The following is a 22,305-nucleotide window of genomic DNA, read 5'->3' as shown; positions in this document are numbered from 1 at the left end:
ATTAAAAGTTTCAACCATCTGTTAAAAAATCTTTTTACAAAGAGTAATTTGCCCGCTCAAATTTCTGATACCATTGGACACAACAATTCATCTCAAGCGAACGAATGTTTTGAAGGGAACTGCAACCTTGCTTCCTGCATCGAAAAGCATTAACAACCGTGCACTCATCATTAACGCACTGGCCGGAAGTAAATCTGAAATTCAGAACATGTCGGATGCCAACGATGTACAACTGATGCTGCGCCTGGTAAATTCAAAAGATGAGACCATTGATGTGGAAGATGCCGGAACAACGATGCGCTTTCTTACTGCATACTTCTCCATCACCAATCAACACAAGGTGCTTACCGGAACATCGCGCATGAAAGAGCGCCCCATCGGTATACTGGTTAATGCATTGCGAAGCCTGGGAGCAACAATAGACTATATAGAAAAAGATGGTTACCCTCCGTTAAAGTTATCGGGCTTTGCCGGGCAGAAAACCGACACGATCAAGATTCGCGGTGATGTAAGCAGTCAGTTTATATCTGCGCTTATGATGGTAGCCCCTATATTACCGAAAGGACTTACGCTTGAGCTGGAAGGGAAGATCGGAAGTCGCCCCTATATAGAAATGACGGCTTCTATCATGAAACACTTTGGTGTTAGCAGTGATTTCAAAGACAATAAAGTTATTGTTGCACCGCAGAAATATATACCTGCACCATTCACAGTAGAATCTGACTGGTCAGGTGCGAGTTACTGGTTTGCATTTGCCGCGCTTGCTGAAAAAGCTGAGATATATTTACCAAAGCTATATCTTGAATCACTGCAAGGCGATAGCGTGATTGTAAAGATCATGGAGCAACTCGGTGTGCAAGCCTCTATGGAAAACAGTTTGTTGAAGTTGACGAAAAAAGAAAGTGTAAAAGAATTGCATTGGGACTTTACACATTGTCCTGACCTGGGCCAGACCGTTGCTGTTGTTTGCGCGGCAAAAGGTATAAAAGGATACTTTACAGGATTGGAAAGTCTGCGCATTAAAGAGACCGACCGCATTGCTGCACTTCAGAATGAGTTGCAGAAGATCGGAGGAAACCTCGTAGAAGTAGATGCGGCTCACTGGACGCTTATACCATCATCGTCTTTGCCGGATAAAGCTTTCTTCAATACATATAAAGATCACCGCATGGCGATGGCGTTTGCTCCACTGGCTACGTTGATGAATGTTGAGATTGAAAAGCCTGAAGTGGTAAGAAAGTCGTATCCTAATTTCTGGAATGATTTGAAGGAATTTGGATTAGTTTAAAATCTATTGCACCAAGAAGACAAAGGAGAAATCACGGAGTTTCGCAAAGTATATATACAGTTAGCGGATCGCGTCTTGCAGAGAATTGAAATATAGAGGGGCGTGCAGCAGGCGACTTCCATACCAGGAGAACATTTCTCCGTCTACCAGTATAATTTTGGATGATGGGCATAGTTCCCGCAACTCAGCTATATGTTTCTCCTGAAAAGGGTAAGGTTCTGACGACAGAAATATATACTCTGGCTTTAGTCTTTGGATTTCATCATTGCCTAGGTCAGGATATCGCGAAGACGTTACAACGTTTCGAAGGTTCAACTTCTCCAACATCGTATGGATGAATGTATCTCTTCCGGCAACCATCCACGGCTTCCACCAGATAAAGTAAAGAACGGATTGTGATGAGAACGTTATTAACGATGCAAACGCCTCGTTAATAGAATTGATGATATCAAGTGCCCCTGCCTCTCTATCGGTGATTCTCCCGATACCGTGAATCATGCTGAAGACATCGCTCCAATTAACAATATCACTCATCCACACAGGATACTTCTTCTGCAGCTCATATATACCTTCCTGGTAATTTTCTTCTTTGTTACCGATAATCAGGTCTGGCTGAAGTTCATTGATAATATCATAATGAAAATTTTTAGTGCCGCCAACGATCGTCTTGGATTTCAGCCATGCAGCAGGATGCACACAGAATTTTGTTACGCCTACAACTTCATTTTGAAGTCCTAATGATGCCAGTAACTCCGTCTGTGAGGGCACCAACGATATAATTCGCTTGGGAGGAAAGGAGATTGAGACTTCTTTGTTAAGTTGATCTGAGAAGGTGTATAGCATACATAAATATATACTATTCCTGTGGCTGTTGCTTTTTGATTTTCTTCTTCATCGGGAATTCAAAACCAACACGCATATTCAACACATCACCATACGGGCTTTTGTTTTCATGATTGAAAACGCGGAGCATAATCTGTGCTGTGCCTTTTACTTTCCGCATGAATTTATACTCCTTCTTCAAGCCCACAAATACACCCGGTACCCATTCTCTGCCCACCGGATCAGCGGGTCCGGAATGAAGTCTCGGAGGAACATATGTATTCATTAACTCAGCTTCTGCCCTTGGAGAAAAGCCTTTACCGATTTTGAATTCGGAATAAACACGAGGGCCGTATATTCTCGTTCCCGGACTAAACGTATTACGATCTGTATCGTAGCCATACCGTTGGTTCCAGCCTAGTCCGGAAGTGAGTCGACCAGAAAGACGGTAGCCTATATAAGGATTGAAATCTACGAGTATATTATCTCCTTTACGTTGTATTTGTAATGCTATACCCGGAAGCAGCCGCTCGATCAACGGCTTACCTCGCATTTCATTCGGACGCTTCTTTCCTACTTCGCTCAGGCTGTTGAGACTTGAATATTTATTCTTCAGCTTCGACATTTTTTCCATCGCTTGCTGCAGTACTTGTTCTTTGCCAGCAAAGTGATTCACCGCTACTTCCTTTACTTTCTTCACAGCCTGTTCTTTCATCGCATCCGGGTTTTGCGCTGCGTCCAGCATAGGATTCAATGACTCTGCTGATTTCTTAAGATCACCAACACCTGCCACATCTCCAGCCTTGGATTCCAGTGCATTCGGCAATTGTTTAACGTCCTGCAAATTACCTTGTGCTAAATTTTGAATATCACTTTGATAACCACCGGCCTGTTGTGTGATTGAAGAAAGGTTACCAGCTTTTCCGGTTATCCCTTGCAGACCATCCAATTCCCCAATCTTGCCAACAGGCGAATCGATTGATGTATTCAGTCCATCCAGATTTTTCAACGGGCTATCAGGCAAGTCCAGTGATGGTATATTCATATCCTTTACCGGAAGTTTGAATCCCTGTATGTCTCCTGTTAATGCATCCGCTTTGCTTTGAAGCTCGGGAGAGAGTTCCAGTTTATTAATTTTATCGGTAGCCTTTGACTTAAGATCATTCATCTTTTCATTCAATGAAGCCACCGCTTTTTCGCGCTGCTGCATTACGCTGTCAAGTTTGTGGGTGTACTTGTCGGTGGGGAGTTGTAACGCATTCAGACTATCAATATTTGCCTGAAGTCCGTTTCGTGTTGAATCAATCGAATTAAATTTCGATTTATATTCAAGCTTCAGACTGTCTGATTTACCGTAAAATGAATATTGAATGGAATCTAAAGCATCTGTTTTCGCAACAGGAATGCTATCCAGAGACAACCTGTTTAAAAGGCTATCTACTTGTTGCGCCTGTAAAGAAGCCGCAACGAAGGACAGGAAGATTAGGAGCGCATAACGCATGCGGCAAAGATAGGCGTTTCGGGGGGAAGTTTAAAGGCAATATTTACAGAGCTCAGTAAAAAAACAAAACCCGGTGTAATGCCGGGTTGCTTTTTACTGCTTCTCGATGTTCTCTAGTCCTCCGTTATCGTCCTGTTGGCAACAAAGGTGTACTTCTTTTCATTGTGTATTAAAACAATCGTATCGGAAAATTCTTTCTTAAGCAAAATATCTCCTTCTGTTACAGCACGTGTTAAACTCACTTCTTGGCCATGCTCGAATATCTTCGCCCAAGGAAGAGTAAATTTTTTATTTGAAGTCGAAGTTATTCTTACAGAGCCACGTCCGTCAGAGATGACTTGGCTGACAGTGTCTTTAAGGGAATCGCTTGTTTCTATTGTCGGGTATTTTCTTGTCAAGAAAATACCACAAAAGTATAGCCCAATGGTTATCAGTATAAATAATAAAATAATCATTATAATGAATCGTAAAGTATAGCCTATCTTGTTCATTACTTAATCAATTTAGTTTCCCCAATATTTACGTTCCCGCTCACCGGAGTACCTTCGATGCCTACCCTAAAGAAACTGTCCTTGATAAAATGAACATCTTGGAATTAAGTCCGTTAACGGGGGCGATCGAAAAGCCCACTCCCACACTAAGTACACCAAAAATATTTCCATCAAGTCCTGCCGAAAGTCTTGGTCCAGCATGGTCGCTGATTGTAAAGTTATATGGCTTGCCTGAAAGATTAACATAGTAATATTCCGTAAAGACAACATTTGCACCATCATCAATACCAACTAATCCAATACCAACATCTTGATATTTGCTTTGGCCGCCTTCCATCAAGCATATATATTTTTCCTCTTTCATAAACTCCACCTCCCGTCAAAGGAATTGCCTCAACATTTCCACCAAAGGAAATCGCATTCGGCATGTGAACAAGCATGCGTAAATACAATTCGAATACATTTGTACTAGGATTTGAAAGTGGTCCTGGCCTTCCTTGCTGTGCTGCTATTGTTCATTTGTTGTATTTTCTACGAGAAATTTGTATTCAAACGGAACTGATGTTGAATCAGACAAAAGTGTTCCTCTGAATGAATAAATACCTTCCGCAGAACACTCAAATTCGTAATTATAATAATCCTGTATTATTTCACTTTTAATTATTAGCTTTTCAGGCTCTTCAATCTCTATTACATACTTCTTATACTTAGCCCAAACAGAAGCAGTAAATATCTCTCCAACATCCAAAGTATCATCATTAATCGTGACACCATATGAATCATTCCTGTAATTGTCCTTATATATAATTCTACTAATCTTACCAAACTTATCGTATGTTGGGTCACCATTATTATCTATATCAAAAGAGTATGTGACCCTACCGTTAATTGAATTAGGAACTTCTTCAATTTTTGAGTTAAATTTTAGAATCACCTTATTCCCATTTTCATCTATGTAAATGGAATCCTTTTTGATTTTTGATATATTCTTCCAATCACTGGCCGAAATCTCACCAGTACTTTCTTTTTTACATCCACATATTGTGAGTAGAATTATTCCTATCAAGTATAATTTCTTTATCATTTTCATTTCTAGTTATTTTTGAATTGCCGGATGAATCACTTCAATCATATAATGATCACTCCCTTTCATTACATACTTAAATGCAATATTGGGGTATTTATAATAGTAGTTATCTGTTAAAGTTGATGGTCCTGGAGTATAGTATCCAGGATAACCAGGAATTGGATAATAATACATTAAACCGTTCTTGTCGTATCTGTTTCTTGGATCTTGTTGTCGTATATTAACAAAAGTCGAAACACCATCCAATTCATTAGAGATCACAAGCATAGACAACACTGATAAGAGGTTAGAATTATCATTCAAATCCAAGACACCAACCATTTTATTTCCCTTATCCTTCTGCGAATAATCAACTTGTACTTTTTGACCGTTGGAACCAATAATTATGATCCCAACTCCTTTATTTAAAACTTTACTATGCAATCCTATAGCATCTGCTAGATTCCACCAATAGCTATCCCAAGCACTCTTCCACACCGAAGGATCACCTGGCCCTCCTTGCTGCGCCTCATATTCTTTTGATGCCTGCACATATTTATATCCCGTAACACCATAGCTTATTTTAGCCGTTGCTCCATTATACTTGAAGTTTTTTATACCATACGTGGCCTCAACAGAGCCACCACCTCCATCATTCATCATTTGTTGAAAAGCAGCAACCCACATATCTGCTTCATTGCTCGATCCGAACATGTGCTGTCCACCATCATCACTCCAGGTACCACCATTGCCGGCTAATGCTTTGTCTATAAAATTATTTAGTTCTTCCCTGGTAGCTTTCAGTAAACCTGTAGGGTCATTGAACAATATAGGATTATTTCCGGCATACGCAAACGGAGACACCGAGTGATCAACGTGAGCGAGCGGATCTACCTGCATAAACCTTCCCAGCGTAGCATCATATCCACGGTACATGGTTTCATACCACCCGCTAGTTGTATTCAGTTCAGATGCTTCGTTATATAAAAAGTTATTCTTATTGGTTTCTCTTGTCCAGCTTGTACTTGCCTGAAGACCAAACGGATAGTAATCGTTGTATTGAATCACATTCGTTTTGGTATGCGTTACTTTAAAATCATCAAAATATACCCAGTTATCGGAAGCATCGTCATAACTCAGCCAGGTATAGATATAGCCTTCTTCCTTAATGTTTTTTGTTGGGAATGAAATTTTCTGCTTCGTAAAGGTTGAAGCCGGAGCCAGTTGCCAGCCTGCATCGAGTACATTGTAATTTTTATCAAACAGTATATAGTTCAGATATGCCGCCGGCCTTGAATCTCCTTGATTCCCCCCTGTACCATAAGCTGTGATAGCTGTATTCACACCACCATAGATTGCCCCACTTTCACCTATAGCTCCGCTTACACCGTTAAAGGCCGCTGCTACATTCGTAATTAGAGTATTAAGTGGCGTACCCGTGGTACCAAAGCCGCTAGCCCCTTCATGATATTCCCATACTTCTATATCGATTTTGTCACCCGGATATACTTTCACACTTTTGGATGGACCTATCTTATAGCTCTGGTTCATGCGCACCACCTTACTACCACCGGTGGTATGGTTAGCACTACCAAACGATACAATGTTGGCAGCATTGATTGTATATTGTGATGCACCATCATTGGCATCACCTTCCAGCGTAGCCAGCGGTGCATCCGCTGTAGGTGTAACGGAACTGAATACTACGCGTGTATTTCCCTGGTTGTCGGCTATTGCGTACTGATATTGCAAAGTTCCATTGTTATTCACCACTCTTCCTTCCGGTGAGCCGAAGAAGCTCAACGTGTTATTCTCATATACAAAACCGTTCACATAATCTGTAGTGGTTTGTGGTATGGAGCTGCCGGCTGCGTAGCTCTTCATGGTGAGTTTGCTTCCGAATACATCGTATATATACTCAATCTTGCGGCCATCGGTGAAAGTCATCACAGCAGGTTTACCCAGAATGTTATAGGTTATATTGCTGATGCCCTTGTTCAGATCAGAAAGTGCATTTCCGTTAACATCGTAGGTATACTCGGTTGCTGCGTTTGTTCCATTGACAAAACCACCCGTACTGGCAGCGGCATCTTCTACTTTTAGTAGCTGCTCACCAATGCTTCCGCTATAGGTATAGCTTAGGTTATCGATGGCATCGCTGGTATACGAAGGCGTTGTGCCTACAAGTCGGTGTTTACGCTGATTGCGCAGGAGCGAACGTATGTTACCGTTTTGGTCGTAGGTCATACTTTCGCTAAGCGTACCGGCTTCTTTCGTCCAGGCACTGCCGGTATACATCTTCGAGGTTGCTGTTTTCAGTTTGCCACTCTTGTCGTAGGCATAGGTATAGCCACGCTGGTCTGTAGTTCCTGAGCTTCCCCCTATACCTTTCCATTTTACGGCACTGATGTTCCCATTCCAGGCCGCGCTATTTCCCAGCGAAGCATCGGCTGTGTTATACAGCAGCTCCATGCCGAAGTAATCTGTAGCTTCATCATTGTTCGCTGCATTTACCGCAAGCTGCGCATTGTTGATTGACTCAAGTTGTCCACGAATGGTATAGCGGTAATCCACGGATTGCAAAAACGTATTCCCCGTGGTATTGTGCAGTTTTTTATCTACGAGCTGGCCGAGTTCGTTATAATCGTATTGCACCAGCAGTTGGTCGGTAGCAGCACCGTTGTTGTTCTGATATACCTTGAGCGGACGACCCTGATTATCGTAAGTATATTTGTTCGTTATGGTCGTGATCTTTCCTGCTCCTGCATTATGGTATTGCTTTTGAACAGTGACTTTACCTTCAAAATCATATACCTGCGTAACCAGGTTATCTACGGCAGCACTGAGGTGGTTGTTGCTACGTACTTGTACCGGGCGGCCGTATTCATCATAAAATATATAGGTATAGAGCCATGTGGTTGTTCCCAGTACCAGTCGCTTGGAACCGGTAGCCACACCGTAAAGGCTTGCCGGAGATGTTACACTTTCACCTGCCAGACCTTGATTGGTATAGGTATAGTCAGCAACACCATCGGCATCATCAAAATCATAGCCATCGTAGAAATTCACGGCCAGTATTTCCAGTGCGGTATTGTCTGCATTCGTTTTTGGAAAACTTATATTGGTATAGCCATGCAGCGCACCCCCGCGTACATCATACATAGCCGAAGCCGGGTAGGTTACGTTGGCTGCTGTATATAGTGCATCTACCAGTGTTTGCACGGCAGCGCGGGTCGTGTTCGTAGTATTTTTATATAGCCCTTGCAGGATAATCCGGCCTCGGTTATCGTACTTAATAAAGCTCCATTTACCGGATGCACGCAGTAGTCCGTCCTGCGTCAGCACCAGGCGATCCAGTGCATCGTACACAAAATATACCCAGGCCTGTCCGGGTATTTTCTTCTGTACAAGTCTTCCGTGCTTGTCATAAAGAAAATGGTGTACATAATTGTCTTTAATACTCTGGGTAAACGACCATCCGCTGGCTTTAAGCGCAACGGTACCCTTGGGCGATATCATACAATTTACACGACCGAAGTCATCGTATATATAGTATGTTTCGAGCCAGTTTACAGTAACACCATCAATCACCTCATCCAGTTGTTTTTTTATGGCGAGTGTTTGTCCCTGCGCGTTGCTATACGTAATCTCTTTATTGCCGTTTTCATCTTTACTTTCTACGCGACTTAATATATTGGCAGCGTAGAATCCTGTGCTGGAACCATCGGCATTGAGCTGGCGTACTTCTTCGGCAGCATTGGCGGTAGCCCCGGTATTGAAACTATATATAGCCGTATAAGTATGATTTGTGCCGGGTTGAAACGCCTGCCCTACGGAACCTTGTTCAACCGCTCTGCCGAGTGGAGAGTCTTCATATTTTGTTAGCGCATACGCAGCATTGTCGTTCGCAACCTTGTCGTTTGCTGCCGTATAGAAAGTTGCTTGCTCAGCTTTGAATGTTGAATGAAAAGCTCCATTGGTTGTAGCCGGTATATACGGTGCATAGTGTTGCGATATTCGCCCGTAAGCATCGTACTCCACTGGCTGCACAATATCTTTTCCGAAAGGACTTCCTCGCAGCACAACCTGCTGATTGACCCGTGCCATTCCATCGAGATACTCGAACGTTGTAGTCTTTTCAGCATCGGTAAGTGTTACCAGATCAGCATCTGTCTTTTTTCCCTTTGCACGAATTGCATCGGTCTGAACACTTGCTGAAGCCAGAATAGGTTTTACAACAGCGATAAGCTCGGACAGACTACTTACACAGTTGCTTGTTATACTTCTGGCACGCGCATAATATGAGGTGGTGGTGGTTAGCGGAGGCGTGGTATAGCTGCTACCCGTGGCTATAGGAGTAACAACCGAAGTGGCATCAGCAAACCACTGTATTTCTGTGTCAGCCTCATTACCTCGCACCCCGGCATCGAGCGTAATAGTACCGGAGCCGAGTATAATATCATCGGTCAGGTTTAAAGGCCTTAACATGTTTACAACGGTAGCCGTAACAGGTGTGCGTTCTGTTGAAATGCAACCGGCAGTCGTATTGTAGCTCGCGGCATAGTAGGAAGTAGTTGTACTCAGCGAGGGCGTAGTATAGCTTGTACCCGTAGCAACGATTGCTTCACCGGTTGGCGTGGCATACCAGATTATACTGTTGGCATCGGAAGCCGGTGTAGCCGCAAGTGCAACACTTCCGGGTTGACAGTTTACTACCGAGGCCGCTGCCGGTGCTGCCGGTATCGGATATAATATTACTGTTACGGGTGTACGTGGAGAACTCTCGCAGCCCATGGTGGCATTGTAGGAAGTTATATAATACGTGGTGGTACTGGTGAGTACAGGAGTATTATATAGCTGTCCCTCCTGTATATAACTACCCGACTCGGTATACCATCGTACAACTGTACCGCTACCACGCGGTGAAGCGGTTATCAACACAGAACCGGATGTACCACAGAGGTAATTCTCAAAATCAAATACAGGTGCTTCGATGGTTGGACAAGTAACGGTAACAGCCTTCGTACTGGTTACGCGTGTGCCTTGCTTAAACGTAACGGTAGCAGCGCCTACAGTATTCCATTTTACAACAGCGTATGCAGTCAGTTTATCGCTGCTTAAATATTGGCTGGTAATGGTACCCTGGCTTGTTACAACCCAGTTCGGACTGGTAAACCAAGTGTCCACGGCATCAATCGGATCGATGGCATAGCTATAGGTTACCGAGCTGGTGGCTGTTATGGTAGCTGGCCCCAACATGGTATAATATTGCGCAGACAAGGAGGCAACCGGCACAACGATCAGAAAAATCAGAAATATTATCGGGTAGTGTTTCTTCATTTGTACATTCAATTTCATCGTATAAACAAGCGCGGTTCGCGGATCAATTATTTACCTTAACCTTGTCGATTATAAATTTTCGCTTTACACCATCCGGTGAGGAACCCGTTGTATCAATGATCAGGGATGTATCAGTAGCATTTTTCTCAAGCGTCACAATACCTTCCTTCCCATTCATCAGCACAGAGTAAACAAGTTTACCGGGAAGCTGAAAATCATTCCATATACCTTCAACTTTTGTTACCTGTATATCGCTTAGCATTCGATTCGGTATATCTATACCCTGGTCACCACGTGTTGTAAAGACTACATTTTTCGTATAAGTTTTACCGATAAGCAAGTCGATGCTTTCAGAGGCGGTCCCGGTGATGGTGTTCTTTCGTACATCTACAGCTTGTGCTGTGCTAACGCTGGCGCTAATCAGGCAAGCCAGAAATGTAACCAGTACATATATAATCTTACTGTTCATACTGAAACTATATATTTTAAAATTCTTTATTGGGATACAGTAACCGTCATGATGTCGGAAGAACCTGTGCGCCCTGTATCCGTGTCGGTTACATCACATTGTACTTCAAAGGTCTTGGTAGTACTTACTACTTTGACATAGTTGTATTGAATACCAGTACCTACTTGTGTCCAGGTATAAGACCCGGCATTTCTCAGCTTCCATTTATAAACAAGTTCACCATCCGCATTCATACCACTCACACGGAAAATCACTCCATACGGAGACGGTGTATCTGCAATAGATGAACAGGAATAACTGGACACAACAAGGTTATTGGAAGCACTGTACTCCTGCACTCCTTTAGCACATATTGTCATCGATATAGGCCGTAACGATACAGTGATCGTTTGTGAAATAGTCTTCACCAGACTACCAGCTGTTACCCGCAACCGTATTGTTTTTGTACCGGATGATGAAAAAGTAAAAGATTGCACGCGGTTACCGGTAGTATATCCGCTTCCAAAATCCCAGTCGTATACTACCCCCGATACACATGGATTGTCAGATGCAGTAAAGGAGATTGGCTCCAGGGCATATAACAAAACCGGCACCGAGAAGTTAGCCACCAGTGGCACCTGGTCAGTAGCAAATGTGTAGGTTTTTCTTGCTACGATGTTTTTATCTTTATCAAGCCTATATTTTTCACGTCCCAGTTTATCATATACTGTATGGGTCGTTATCCCCCCCTGCGATATGCTTTTTGTACCATATGGTATTTCATAGGTATAGGAAGTTACCGAAGCGTTTTCAGGATAGAATGCTACATCATCAATTACCGGCAGCAATCCGGCTGAAGAACTGACAGGATTGGTAAGTCCCTGCGCGATAAACTCCATCCGAAACATACCGACTGGTACAGTCGTAACCGGTACTGTGAATTCTATATACCTGAAATCGGTTCCACCGGAAGTGGGTACTGAAAGTGTATTGGTATAATACGTGGTAGTGGCTGCAACATTTTTTAGCGTGATGACAAAATTCTGATTCGCGGTATTCTTTACCCAGAACGAAAGTATATAGTTACTTACAGGAGCCTTATCGATGTTCTTAAATAGTGTAACAGCCGGATATAATGCATTGGCTCCGGTACGCCCTGTTCCGAAACGCGCATTGGTTGCTTGCAGCTCCTGCCCCGTTGTTGTTTCAAAATCTGTAAAACCAAATTGCAGATGCGTGGCATTGATAGCTTGTGCCACCGGTAAGGTGTAATTATACCCCCACGTAACAGCTTGTGCTATTCTGTTTGTACCTGTAACACTAGACGAATTATTATAATTAAAATAATCGTTATAGGATACAGTCTGCTCATAAGCAGGGTCAATATCAAATTTATAGGAGCCCTGTAAGATTACAGACGACACGCGGAAGCTATCGATGCGAACAGGCTTCTGTATTCGTAGCATCCACTCCGAGATCGGAAGCGGTCGGCCCAGGTTGAACGAACTATACTTGGTTACGCTTCCATTGAGCACACGTTCATAGTCACCGGGCTTTTTTACTGTGCTATACTGTTCTATCGGAAGTCCATGTCTACTATTGTTTTGCATGTTTGTTAACATCAACACAGTCTCTTCTGCATTGCTGGTAGCTTCCGCATAATCCTTGGGGTATCGGATATAGGAAGTGTATTGCGTACCATCCGGTGTAGTTTTTCTCACTTGCGCCAGCAACTTATGGTTAGGACTGGTATAATTATACTCCGTTGTCTCAGCGGTGAACCTGGCCGTTGAGGTGGCATCATAGGTAGTTACCTTCTCCTGTTTCAGTACTTTGTCAACATCTGTCAATAAATAATATTTACCATAAAAAAATGCTTTGCTACTGTTATCACCACTGAAAGGATATTTATCGTAGCGAAGTCCCCATACCTTCAGTGGTGCTGTACCGAATCGGTACAGGTATTGGTACGTGTTCTCGGTAAGACGAACTATATTTCCGCTGGAACTATATTCTGTTTTCTTCCACAACAATCCGCGCTCATAATCATAGTTGGGATTGCGTGTATAGGGCAACGCCCAGGCACCCCACGCAGAAGCTACTCCCATTTCCAATGCAGGTGTAACGGAAGGTCTCGCAAACCTGTTCTGTGTAGCAGACCATTCGCCATTGGAAGTTTCGCCATAAATACCCGGTTCATAATATTCAAACTTGGCCGACCCGGCTCCTGGTCGGGTAACAGTAACTGTAGTATAACCTACCGGGCTTCCATACGTTTCTTCATTCGCGGCAAGATCTATATCTGTACGAAGCGTCAAAAACTTCCACACATCATTTCCGGAGAGGCTGGAATATAGCTTTGAGTCAGCGGTGTTAGTGCTATTCAGTTTATTGGGATCTTTCCATTTATAGGCCGGCATAAAAAATACAGGCTTCACCAAAAGTCTTCCGGAAGAATTAGAGACAGCATCCTGGTATTGAATCTTCTTGGTGATCGTAACAGGATTTATACCATCCCAATACGTGGCAGAAACAATACGCATGCCCCCTCCCGGCAGCGATTGTCCGGTGCGGGCATCATAGTAACTGTTAGGTTCAAATTCCAACCGGGTTACGCCACCCCCGGGGTATATAATGGAGTATAATGTACCCATCGTCATCAAACGACTGGGCGAGCGGTCGGCTCCATTCAGTATAATTTCGGTTCCGGTATATCCGGGTATGGTGGTATAGCGGTATCGCTCTGCCAATGGTTCATTGGGATATATGTATAGCTTGGGGAAAAGAGTTGTATTGCTTCTTCCGTTATAATACCCCCAAAGATCTATGGCATTGCCGGGATATGGAAGTTCACCTTGACTGTTAAGACCGGCATAGCTAAAAGTATAAGGGGCCAAAACATCGCAGCCGGAAAGTTCTGTTACCTTTTCCAGGAATTGCCTGCTATAGATTGTCGCATTGTTCTCGGTATATGCCACCAGCCGGTAGCTGAAACTAAATTGCTTTACCAGGTTATCGCTACCCCGGCGATTATCTTTTATATACAGGGCATTCAGCGTTTTTGATGCACTGGTATAATTAAGCTCTACAACCGTGCCTGACGAAGCGGTAATCGAGGAAACATACTGCCGGGTAACGGATTGCTTAACGGTATATAGCTTCATAGGCTGTAAATCCGTTGATCCTAATTCTATGGCACTAATGGTCTTATAAAAACCTACATTCAGATCATCGTTATCCTCAAACGTATCCGATATATAGGAGAACGTGAGGTATGCACCGGAGGGAGAATCAATACGGGATACTTTCCATTCTGAGTTATAGGTTACTGCCGTCTTATATAGCTCATACTCCGTATTCTGCGCAAAGATATCGTTCAGAAAAGGGTTTTTCTCTACTGTTTTCGTGGTGGTTGCTATCTGTGAGAATGTATAGCTATAACCAGTGTTTGTAGTGATCTTGAAACTGCTGAGCTTCTTGTCTGTGTAAAGGGTGTATTCAATTCTCAGATCCCTGTATGGAATCATGCGAACCGTCATGTTTCCATCAAATACGAAACTTCCGGAATAACCTCCTACGCTATAGTAAAAGATATCAGGCTCCGGGTCTGTACGATAATTGTAGCCTGTAATCGTTTCGTAATCGGTTGCTTCATCTGTAAGCGTTGCTGCACTTTGGTCTGCCGTATTCGGAAAACTTGCAATATCCAATCCACAGGTCTCTCCGGAATTGTTGACACTGAACCACCCCTTGCGCACATCATTATTTCCCCAGTCATCTGGAAGGCCTCGTACCTCGCGTGAAATGGTATAACCAGCTTGCAATCCCCACCCAAGACCATAAAACCCTGACGGTCCTCCGGCCTTTACACTATTGGGATTATACACAAGTCCAACCGGTTCACTCAAATCATGATCCGTAATAGTCCAGAGTGGAATTGTAATGGCGGGAGATCCTGTATACATATTTACAGGCACTTCTATTTGCGCTTCACTAACAGAAGTATAAAACAATAGCACTGATAACAGTAGCTGTAACTGTCTCTTCATAGGCAGATTAGATTTTAAGTAAAGATTACAAGTATATATGCAATAAGTAGCGCTTCAGATTACCACTGTTACCCAACGCTTCATCGACATTGATTAATCGAATTGTATATATCAAACATCTTTTTACGAAACAAATATGCAGAAAAAATGATCTACAGAATCAATATATACTATAATAAATTATTATCAATATGTAAGCAACGTAGTTAATAATATATTCACAAATACTATCATCACCTATATAGTGTTATCATTTATAAAATCAAAAGATCGGTGAGCTTTAAAAGCTAAGGTTGATTTTCCACAAAAGAAAAAGAGGCTAGCATTTACCAGCCTCCTTTAAAAAACTTCAAAAATCCAATTTTATTTCTTTACGAGAATCTCATCAAATTTTCGATACAATCCCGAGGCATTTACATACTCATAGTATAAATGAAAAGTTTTAGTTTCAGCGTTATACGTTGATGTCTTTCCTGCAGTGGGACCAATTGTTATACCCGCCTTTACTGCATCTTCATCAGAAGTGATGGTTACAGTATTGTCAGCATTCACCGAAAATCTGAATTTGATACTGCTATTACCAAAAAAAGCATATCCAGCCAATGCTTTAAGTGTTTTAGAATCTACAGCCTCAATATTTTTAGGATCTTCCGAAAAATTCTGAACAGCATTACCCTGTCGCTCCAAAGTATAATTCGACACATAAGGACCGGCCAAAACATTACCAATAAACGCAAGTTTAGCGGTTCCGAGATTAGCTGCTACTATAGCTCCATCAGCACCATTAATCTTTACCGGCAGTAAATAGTTCTTCGATTTATCCATTTTATACTGATAAATACGAATATAAAAAGGAGCTTCAGTGGTGTCCTTAGGAACAGTAATGCTGGTTGAAAGCACATCATATACCGAATCTGGTAACAACGTATACTTTTCATCAGCGCTCGTAATGGAAGCATTTACCTGAGCCACTACGGTTTCGTCAATTGAAACAGTTACAGTAACATCCTTATTAACAATATGCGATGAAGTTGCCGATATATTGAGCTCATAGTCAACAGTATCCTTACCTGCCGTCAATTGAACCGACTGAGTACTCGTTGTACCTACATTGCCATAAAAACTTAAGATAATATTATCACTGTTAACTCCGTCAATAATATCCGTATAAACTTTATCCTCTAAGCAAGAAGTTAAAAATACTCCTGCTGCTATTGGTGTCACTAGCATTGCCAGTAATAGTCTTATTCGATTTTTCATAATAACCAATACATTAAAATTTACTGTGCGTCCCAAAATATTTTACTTGTGAATTGATTGATATCACCTTGTGCAGAAACGTTATCTGCATTATTGCTATACTCTGATAACGGATAAAGAAGTCGCGCAGGATGTTGAGTACCTTGAGCACGAGTAGACAAAGGAACATTCGGGATACCTGTTCTCCTATATTCTGTCCAAGCTTCAAATCCACCGTAATTAGCCAGTGCAATCCACTTCTGAGTAATGATGGCTTCAATTTTATTTGAAGAAGCTGACCAATCAACATTATTGATACCTGAGCTTAGATATTTTTTCAATCCTTTCTTTACACCAAGGCTTGATGGCCAGCTATTTTTTAAGGTAGTAGTATCAGCTTGTGATGCCAGCGTATAATAAGATTGCGCTACACCTTTTTCATATAACTGTTGTGCAGAAAGATTACTCGTTAATAATCCACGCTGAACAGCTTCAGCTTGCAGAAAGAAACTTTCTGCTGCACTCATTACAATCTGATCATTCTTGTAAATGGAAGAAGCCTTCACTGTATTATCGTTAGGAAGGAACGCAGGACCGAATCCTGAAATTTTTGAATATAAATAAGTATCATTCCCCTCACCGAATGGAACTCCGATAATTTTTTTATCGGTACCTGTACCCACAGGATATGTGAGAAGTTTTATACGAACACTGTCTTGAGTATTCGACAAAAATGAAATGAAGAAATTGCTCCAGCAATAAAAATCGTGGCTACCAGCTCTTTGATCAGCAGCAGAATATCCATAATTTTCATACCAAGGATTTTCTTTCCCTGCAGTTTTCAGATAACCCGGATTTGCAGAAACATTCTCTCCACTATCTAGGAACACTGTATTTGATTTAAAAGAAGCTAATTCAGATGCTATCAATGCTTGTTTGTCGGATACGTTGGTAAGTCTGAGAAGCATTCTCAACTTGAGTGTATTAGCAAACTTGACCCACAAAGCATTATCCCCGTTAAAGTAAATATCCGCTGAACTAGCTGATGGGTTTGTAGACGAAATGGGAACACTCAAATATGTAATAGCAACATTGATATCACGAATTAAACTATCATATATAGCGCTTCCATTATCATATGCAGGGCGAATAGCTACGGTTCCTTTAAGTGCTTCAGAATAAGGCGCATTGTTGTATGCATCTACTATAATCTGAAAATTAAAGGCTTTCATAACGCGGGCAATACCAGCAATAGCCTGTTTGCCTTGTTTCAATGCAGTCTCTTCTACATATTTATAGTCTTCAAGGTTATTATAGGGGCTTGTCCAAATTCCCGTCCTGAAAGTTGTTTGAATATCATATGTCTTCTCAGGGGTAAAACCAGAAACAGATCCGGACGGAGACCACTGGCCAACCCAGAAAGCACCAATTTCATGGTGAACAAGTCGAGACGCTGTTACATTTAACGCATTTGTCAGCACAGTCTCAGGAGTTGCAGAAACAGCTTGGTTTGGATTGGTATTGACATCCAAATAATCATCACCGCAGCTCATTATAGTTACCGCCATTGCTGACAGTATGTAGTATATAAATTTCTTTTTCATAAAAATGACTCTAAGGAGATTAAAATGTTATTGATACATTGAAACCATAGGTTCGCGTAGGTGGCGTTTGAGCAGTGCTGTTCAAGCCAACTGAGTTACTGTTATCAAGCGCATACTCAGGGTCGGTATATTTATTCTCTTTCGGAAGGAACATCAATAAATTTCTACCAACTAAACCTACGGAAGCTGATTTGATAAACTTAGCAGAGGATAGAATGCTTTTCGGTATATCATAAGTCAGAGATACTTCTCTAAGCTTCCAAAAACTACCACTGGTAACAAAGTTTTCTCCAACCGTTCTCAAGTTAGAGTCCCATGCGCCTAGTCCACCGTCTTTGGTAGCGATAGTTGTATTTGCTACATAATTACCATCGGCATCCTGATAGGATGAATTCGGGAATATAAAGCGTTCACGTCCGTAAGCAGCTGTTGCCTCTGCCACACCGGTGAACCACATTGAACTCGCCAATCCATGATATACAACATTTCCGCCTCTGTATTCGGCCAATGCATTAAAAGTAAATCCTTTGAATTTCAAACTTGATTGAATGCCCAGGAAATACCGGGGGTTTGCTTGTCCGTACGTTTTGAGATTTGGATCCTTCAGAGGATATCCTGTAGATGGATCAACAACTACTCGCCCTTCAGGATCTCGCTGGTATGAAACTGCTTTTATGATTGGGTATTGACTACCCACCTGAGCAAATACTTGTCCTAAGCTTGCATCACCAGTTTGTCCGTAATAGTTTGATAAGTTAATACTGCTGAGTCCTTGATAAAGCTCCTTTATTTTTGTGCCTCTATCAGCATAGTTTATGTTCACATCCCATTTCAGACCACCGGAAGTCGATACAGGTGTAGTCTTTAACGTGATTTCATATCCACTATTCTGAAGAGTACCTGCATTTACAGTAGCTCTTGAATATCCGGTAGATGAAGCAATGTCTATATTAACGGTTTGGTCAACTGTCTTTTGAGTATAGTAGGCCAACTCCAGGTTAACACGGTTATCTAAAAATCCGAACTCACCACCTACCTCGTATGAAGTAGTTAATTCAGGTTTCAGGTTAGGGTCTGCATATGTATCGCCCAAAGTATATCCAGCTAAACTTCCATATGGGAATCCTGCCCCGGCGTTAAAAACATTTTGTAGTGCATATGCACCAACGTTAACGTTACCAACTTTAGTAGCTGAAGCTGTTATTTTAGCGTCACTTAATATGCTGCTGTTTTTAAGAGCAGAGATCGCTTCTGATGCGACAAAGGATACATCTACACCAGGATAAAATGTATTTCTATTGTCCTTTGAAAGAACAGAATATGCGTCTCTTCTACCGGAAGCATGCAAATAGAGATATTCATTGTAACCAAGAGTTAAATCTCCATAATATCCGACAACGCGAGTGGTTGACTCAAACTCATTTGCAGAAGCTTCACCTACACGGTTGCTCACATTGTACAAGTCAGGCAATACCAATCCATTTGCTGACAGGCTTACAAATTTTGCCTTCTCTTCGCGTACGTTACTTCCAACGATCAGATCAGCTGTTACTGGACCTATATTTTTCTTAAATGTCAGGATGAAGTCCTGAACAATTTTATTGGTATAACCAACTGCGTCTGTCAGACCACCTGCTATATCCGACTGTGCTATATATTTTCCTGTGGATTTAGCATAGGCATTATAGCTATACTTCTCCTGAGTGAATTTATAATCATAACTCTGATAAGTCATACCGGCTCTATAAAGAGCACTCATCCAGTCTGTGATCTGATAACTTACTTCTGCATTACCCTGTAAGTTTCCATAACGATCTTTCTGACGATTCATATCTTTTGCCATGAAAGGATTATAGAAGTAATCGTTGAAGTAGTTGTTTGGATTAGCATAGTTCAACGACCCATCAGCGTTTTTATAATTTCTCCAGTTTCTATATTCATTCAGCGGAATATGTCCAGGCGTATTTAATACGTTAAAATAAAAGTCAGACGTTGTCCTATCTGTTTGTCTTAAAGCATAAGCGACATTAAAACTCGTCTTTAATTTTTCAAACATGGTACGGCTGGCATTAAATCTAACAGAGGTTCTTCTGTTTTTATCACCCGGCACTATACCTGTTGTATTCACATCCTGTAGGGAAAGGAAATAACTGCTGACCTTATCTCCTCCGGTTAGTGACAAGCTGTTCTGAACTGTGTGACCCACATCATACGATTTACGCTTTGCATCTTTTTTATATGAATAGGTTGTCTTCTGAATTGTACCGTCTTCCAATGTTCTACCTAAATCTACAGTACTGCCATCAAACTCAGGGCCATAAGACTGATTTTCAAAAGGTATATATACTCTGCTGTAATTTTCAGTTCCAGAACCAAAACGCTCCTGAAACTTGGGCATGAAGCTTATGCTTTCCCAATATGTAGTATTTGAGAAATTAATTGTTGAAGCTGCATTTGTACCTTTCTTTGTTGTAATGATCAAAGCACCGTTAGATGCATCTGCACCATATAGTGCCGCTGCGTTAGCACCTTTCAGCACTGTTACACTTTCTATATCATCCGGGTTCAGATAATTAATAGCATCGGATGTTGATTGTGTTCCATCAATTACGACCAGTGCCTGGTTGTTTCCTGTTAACGAGCGATTACCACGAAGCGTAATACGAGTTGTAGGGTTAATACCGTTGTTAATAGTATTGATCTGCAAACCTGCAACTTTACCCGAGAGAGCAGTAGCAACATTTACTGCCTTGGATTGAGTAAGATCTTCATTCTTAACTTTTGAAACAGCATAACCAATTGATTTTGCTGATTTCTCTATACCTAACGCTGTAACTACAACTTCATTTAACTGCGTAAGGTCTTGGCCCATCGGAACATCTACAACAGAACGATCACCAACCTCTACTTCTGAGGACTTCAATCCGATGAAAGTAAATACAAGTACGGTACCTGAAGAAGGAACAGACAGCGAGTACGCTCCGTTAGCATCTGTTACTGTACCTATTGTTGTACCCTTTACCACAACGTTAACTCCCGGCAGTGCAGAGCCGTCTTCCGCCGAGGTTACTTTGCCAGAGATTGTTCTGTCCTGGCCCACGCTTTCAAAACTTATCCATAGCGAGATAAGCAGAAACAGTAGAGTTTTCTTCATACTTTAATGTTTAGGTTATAAAGCCTTAAAGTTGAAGAAGCTTAAACCAGCAAAAAATCGCGTTGTCGAGGTAATCTTAAAAATATATAACCACTACAAATGGGGTACATATATCCATAACTCAGAGCGCAAACGATGTCTTCACGCTGAATTGTGACGACCTTGCCTCTTTCATTTAAAGAAATATATGTTCGCTTGTTGAAATAAGCTTTACAAAATTACCTCCAACTGCCTCCAGGAACACGGGTAAAGAACAACTTCCTATATCACCACAATATCGTATGGAGGCGTCATGCATAACATATATAGTCTTTCGACATTCTATGATATTTAATGGATATATAGCCGAAGGAATTCAATTATATACTTCTAATTTCGTATAGCTTAACGTGACAGAGAAATAAAAAAAGAAAGGCCATCAGATGATGGCCTTTCAAAGAACCCGATTAATCAGGTATACTTCATGTGAAATTATTTATAGTTTTATCTATAGCAGTCTTAGATAATCGACACAAGCTTATCGTTAATAGCTTTCTTAACCACTTCCGATTTACTTCCCACTTTCAATTTGCGATATATATTCTTGATATGTGTTTTGGAAGTTTCCTGCGATATCTGAAGTTGCGCTGCTATCTGGGTATAGCTTTTACCTTCTGTTACAAGCTTTAATACTTCGGTTTCGCGGTCAGATAATGGAGATACAGGGTTTACCCAGAAGGTTTCCAGCAAGGTGCGAGTAAATACAGGGCTTAGGTATGCGCCTCCGTCAAGAATTTTATCCAATGCTGTTAAGAAATGCGACAGGCCTGATTCCTGCAATACATACCCGGTAACACCGGCTGCTATAGTTGACAGGAATAATTCACGCTGACGCTCTCCGGTAACAACCAGAAATTCTGTCTGCGGACGTTTCTCACGAATACATTTGATGGCTTCGATTCCTTCAATACCCGCAAAAACCAGATCCATTACAATAAGATCCGGAGATGTCTTATTGAGTTCTTTTATAGCTTCTTCGCATGAGCTATACGAGTTAATGAGTGAACAACGGCTATTTGATTCAATAGCGTAACTGAGTCCTTCACGTGTTCTGGCATCTTCTATAATCAGAATCAGCCTTGCCTTAAATCTTCCTTGTATCATGTTACTCTTTTTAGATAAATCGTTTAAATCCTTTCAATTTCGCATAGAGAACAGTTCTCATTTGCTTTGTCAAACTTATCTAAGAAGGTATATGTGGCACAATCCTGTTATTACTCACTACCATGTGGGTAATTCACTCAGTAGGGTATCCGTATTTTTA

General features: G+C 41.6%; 13 protein-coding genes. 1 reads left to right on the top strand and 12 read right to left on the bottom strand.

Features of this window, described 5'->3' with window-relative positions:
• The first annotated feature begins 73 nt into the window (after positions 1-73).
• Positions 74-1,288, top strand: coding sequence for a 3-phosphoshikimate 1-carboxyvinyltransferase (locus ACFQ21_RS26605; protein WP_377584820.1), 1,215 nt, complete (start codon positions 74-76; stop codon positions 1,286-1,288).
• A 60-nt stretch (positions 1,289-1,348) separates the two neighbouring features.
• Here the strand turns inward: ACFQ21_RS26605 and ACFQ21_RS26600 are convergent, their stop codons facing one another.
• The 12 genes from ACFQ21_RS26600 to ACFQ21_RS26545 all read right to left on the bottom strand — a co-directional run bounded on the left by ACFQ21_RS26600 (position 1,349) and on the right by ACFQ21_RS26545 (position 22,145).
• Positions 1,349-2,131, bottom strand: coding sequence for an ABC transporter substrate-binding protein (locus ACFQ21_RS26600; RefSeq protein WP_377584818.1), 783 nt, complete (start codon positions 2,129-2,131; stop codon positions 1,349-1,351).
• Between the two features lie 13 nt (positions 2,132-2,144).
• On the bottom strand, positions 2,145-3,611 hold the full coding sequence (locus ACFQ21_RS26595) for a hypothetical protein (protein WP_377584816.1): 1,467 nt from the start codon (positions 3,609-3,611) through the stop codon (positions 2,145-2,147).
• 113 nt (positions 3,612-3,724) lie between these two features.
• A complete protein-coding gene (locus tag ACFQ21_RS26590; RefSeq protein WP_377584814.1) occupies positions 3,725-4,102 on the bottom strand; it encodes a hypothetical protein in 378 nt (125 codons plus the stop codon).
• Between the two features lie 61 nt (positions 4,103-4,163).
• On the bottom strand, positions 4,164-4,466 hold the full coding sequence (locus tag ACFQ21_RS26585) for a hypothetical protein (RefSeq protein WP_377584812.1): 303 nt from the start codon (positions 4,464-4,466) through the stop codon (positions 4,164-4,166).
• Positions 4,467-4,610: 144 nt separating this feature from the next.
• On the bottom strand, positions 4,611-5,192 hold the full coding sequence (locus ACFQ21_RS26580) for a hypothetical protein (RefSeq protein WP_377584809.1): 582 nt from the start codon (positions 5,190-5,192) through the stop codon (positions 4,611-4,613).
• Positions 5,193-5,198: 6 nt separating this feature from the next.
• Entirely contained in the window at positions 5,199-10,508 is a 5,310-nt protein-coding gene (locus ACFQ21_RS26575) for an Ig-like domain-containing protein (RefSeq protein WP_377584807.1), read from the bottom strand.
• A gap of 43 nt (positions 10,509-10,551) precedes the next feature.
• Positions 10,552-10,977, bottom strand: a complete 426-nt coding sequence (locus tag ACFQ21_RS26570; RefSeq protein ID WP_377584804.1) for a hypothetical protein — start codon at positions 10,975-10,977, stop codon at positions 10,552-10,554.
• A 26-nt stretch (positions 10,978-11,003) separates the two neighbouring features.
• Positions 11,004-15,005, bottom strand: coding sequence for a PKD domain-containing protein (locus ACFQ21_RS26565; protein WP_377584802.1), 4,002 nt, complete (start codon positions 15,003-15,005; stop codon positions 11,004-11,006).
• A 363-nt stretch (positions 15,006-15,368) separates the two neighbouring features.
• Positions 15,369-16,265, bottom strand: coding sequence for a BT_3987 domain-containing protein (locus ACFQ21_RS26560; protein ID WP_377584799.1), 897 nt, complete (start codon positions 16,263-16,265; stop codon positions 15,369-15,371).
• A 20-nt stretch (positions 16,266-16,285) separates the two neighbouring features.
• On the bottom strand, positions 16,286-17,848 hold the full coding sequence (locus ACFQ21_RS26555; RefSeq protein WP_377584796.1) for a SusD/RagB family nutrient-binding outer membrane lipoprotein: 1,563 nt from the start codon (positions 17,846-17,848) through the stop codon (positions 16,286-16,288).
• A gap of 19 nt (positions 17,849-17,867) precedes the next feature.
• Entirely contained in the window at positions 17,868-21,002 is a 3,135-nt protein-coding gene (locus ACFQ21_RS26550) for a SusC/RagA family TonB-linked outer membrane protein (RefSeq protein WP_377584793.1), read from the bottom strand.
• A 498-nt stretch (positions 21,003-21,500) separates the two neighbouring features.
• Positions 21,501-22,145, bottom strand: a complete 645-nt coding sequence (locus ACFQ21_RS26545; protein WP_377584790.1) for a response regulator transcription factor — start codon at positions 22,143-22,145, stop codon at positions 21,501-21,503.
• Positions 22,146-22,305: the final 160 nt, after the last annotated feature.

The organism is Ohtaekwangia kribbensis, assembly GCF_042676245.1.
In the GTDB taxonomy this organism is placed as follows: domain Bacteria; phylum Bacteroidota; class Bacteroidia; order Cytophagales; family Cyclobacteriaceae; genus Ohtaekwangia; species Ohtaekwangia kribbensis.
This window is presented reverse-complemented; position numbering and strand designations above follow the sequence as displayed.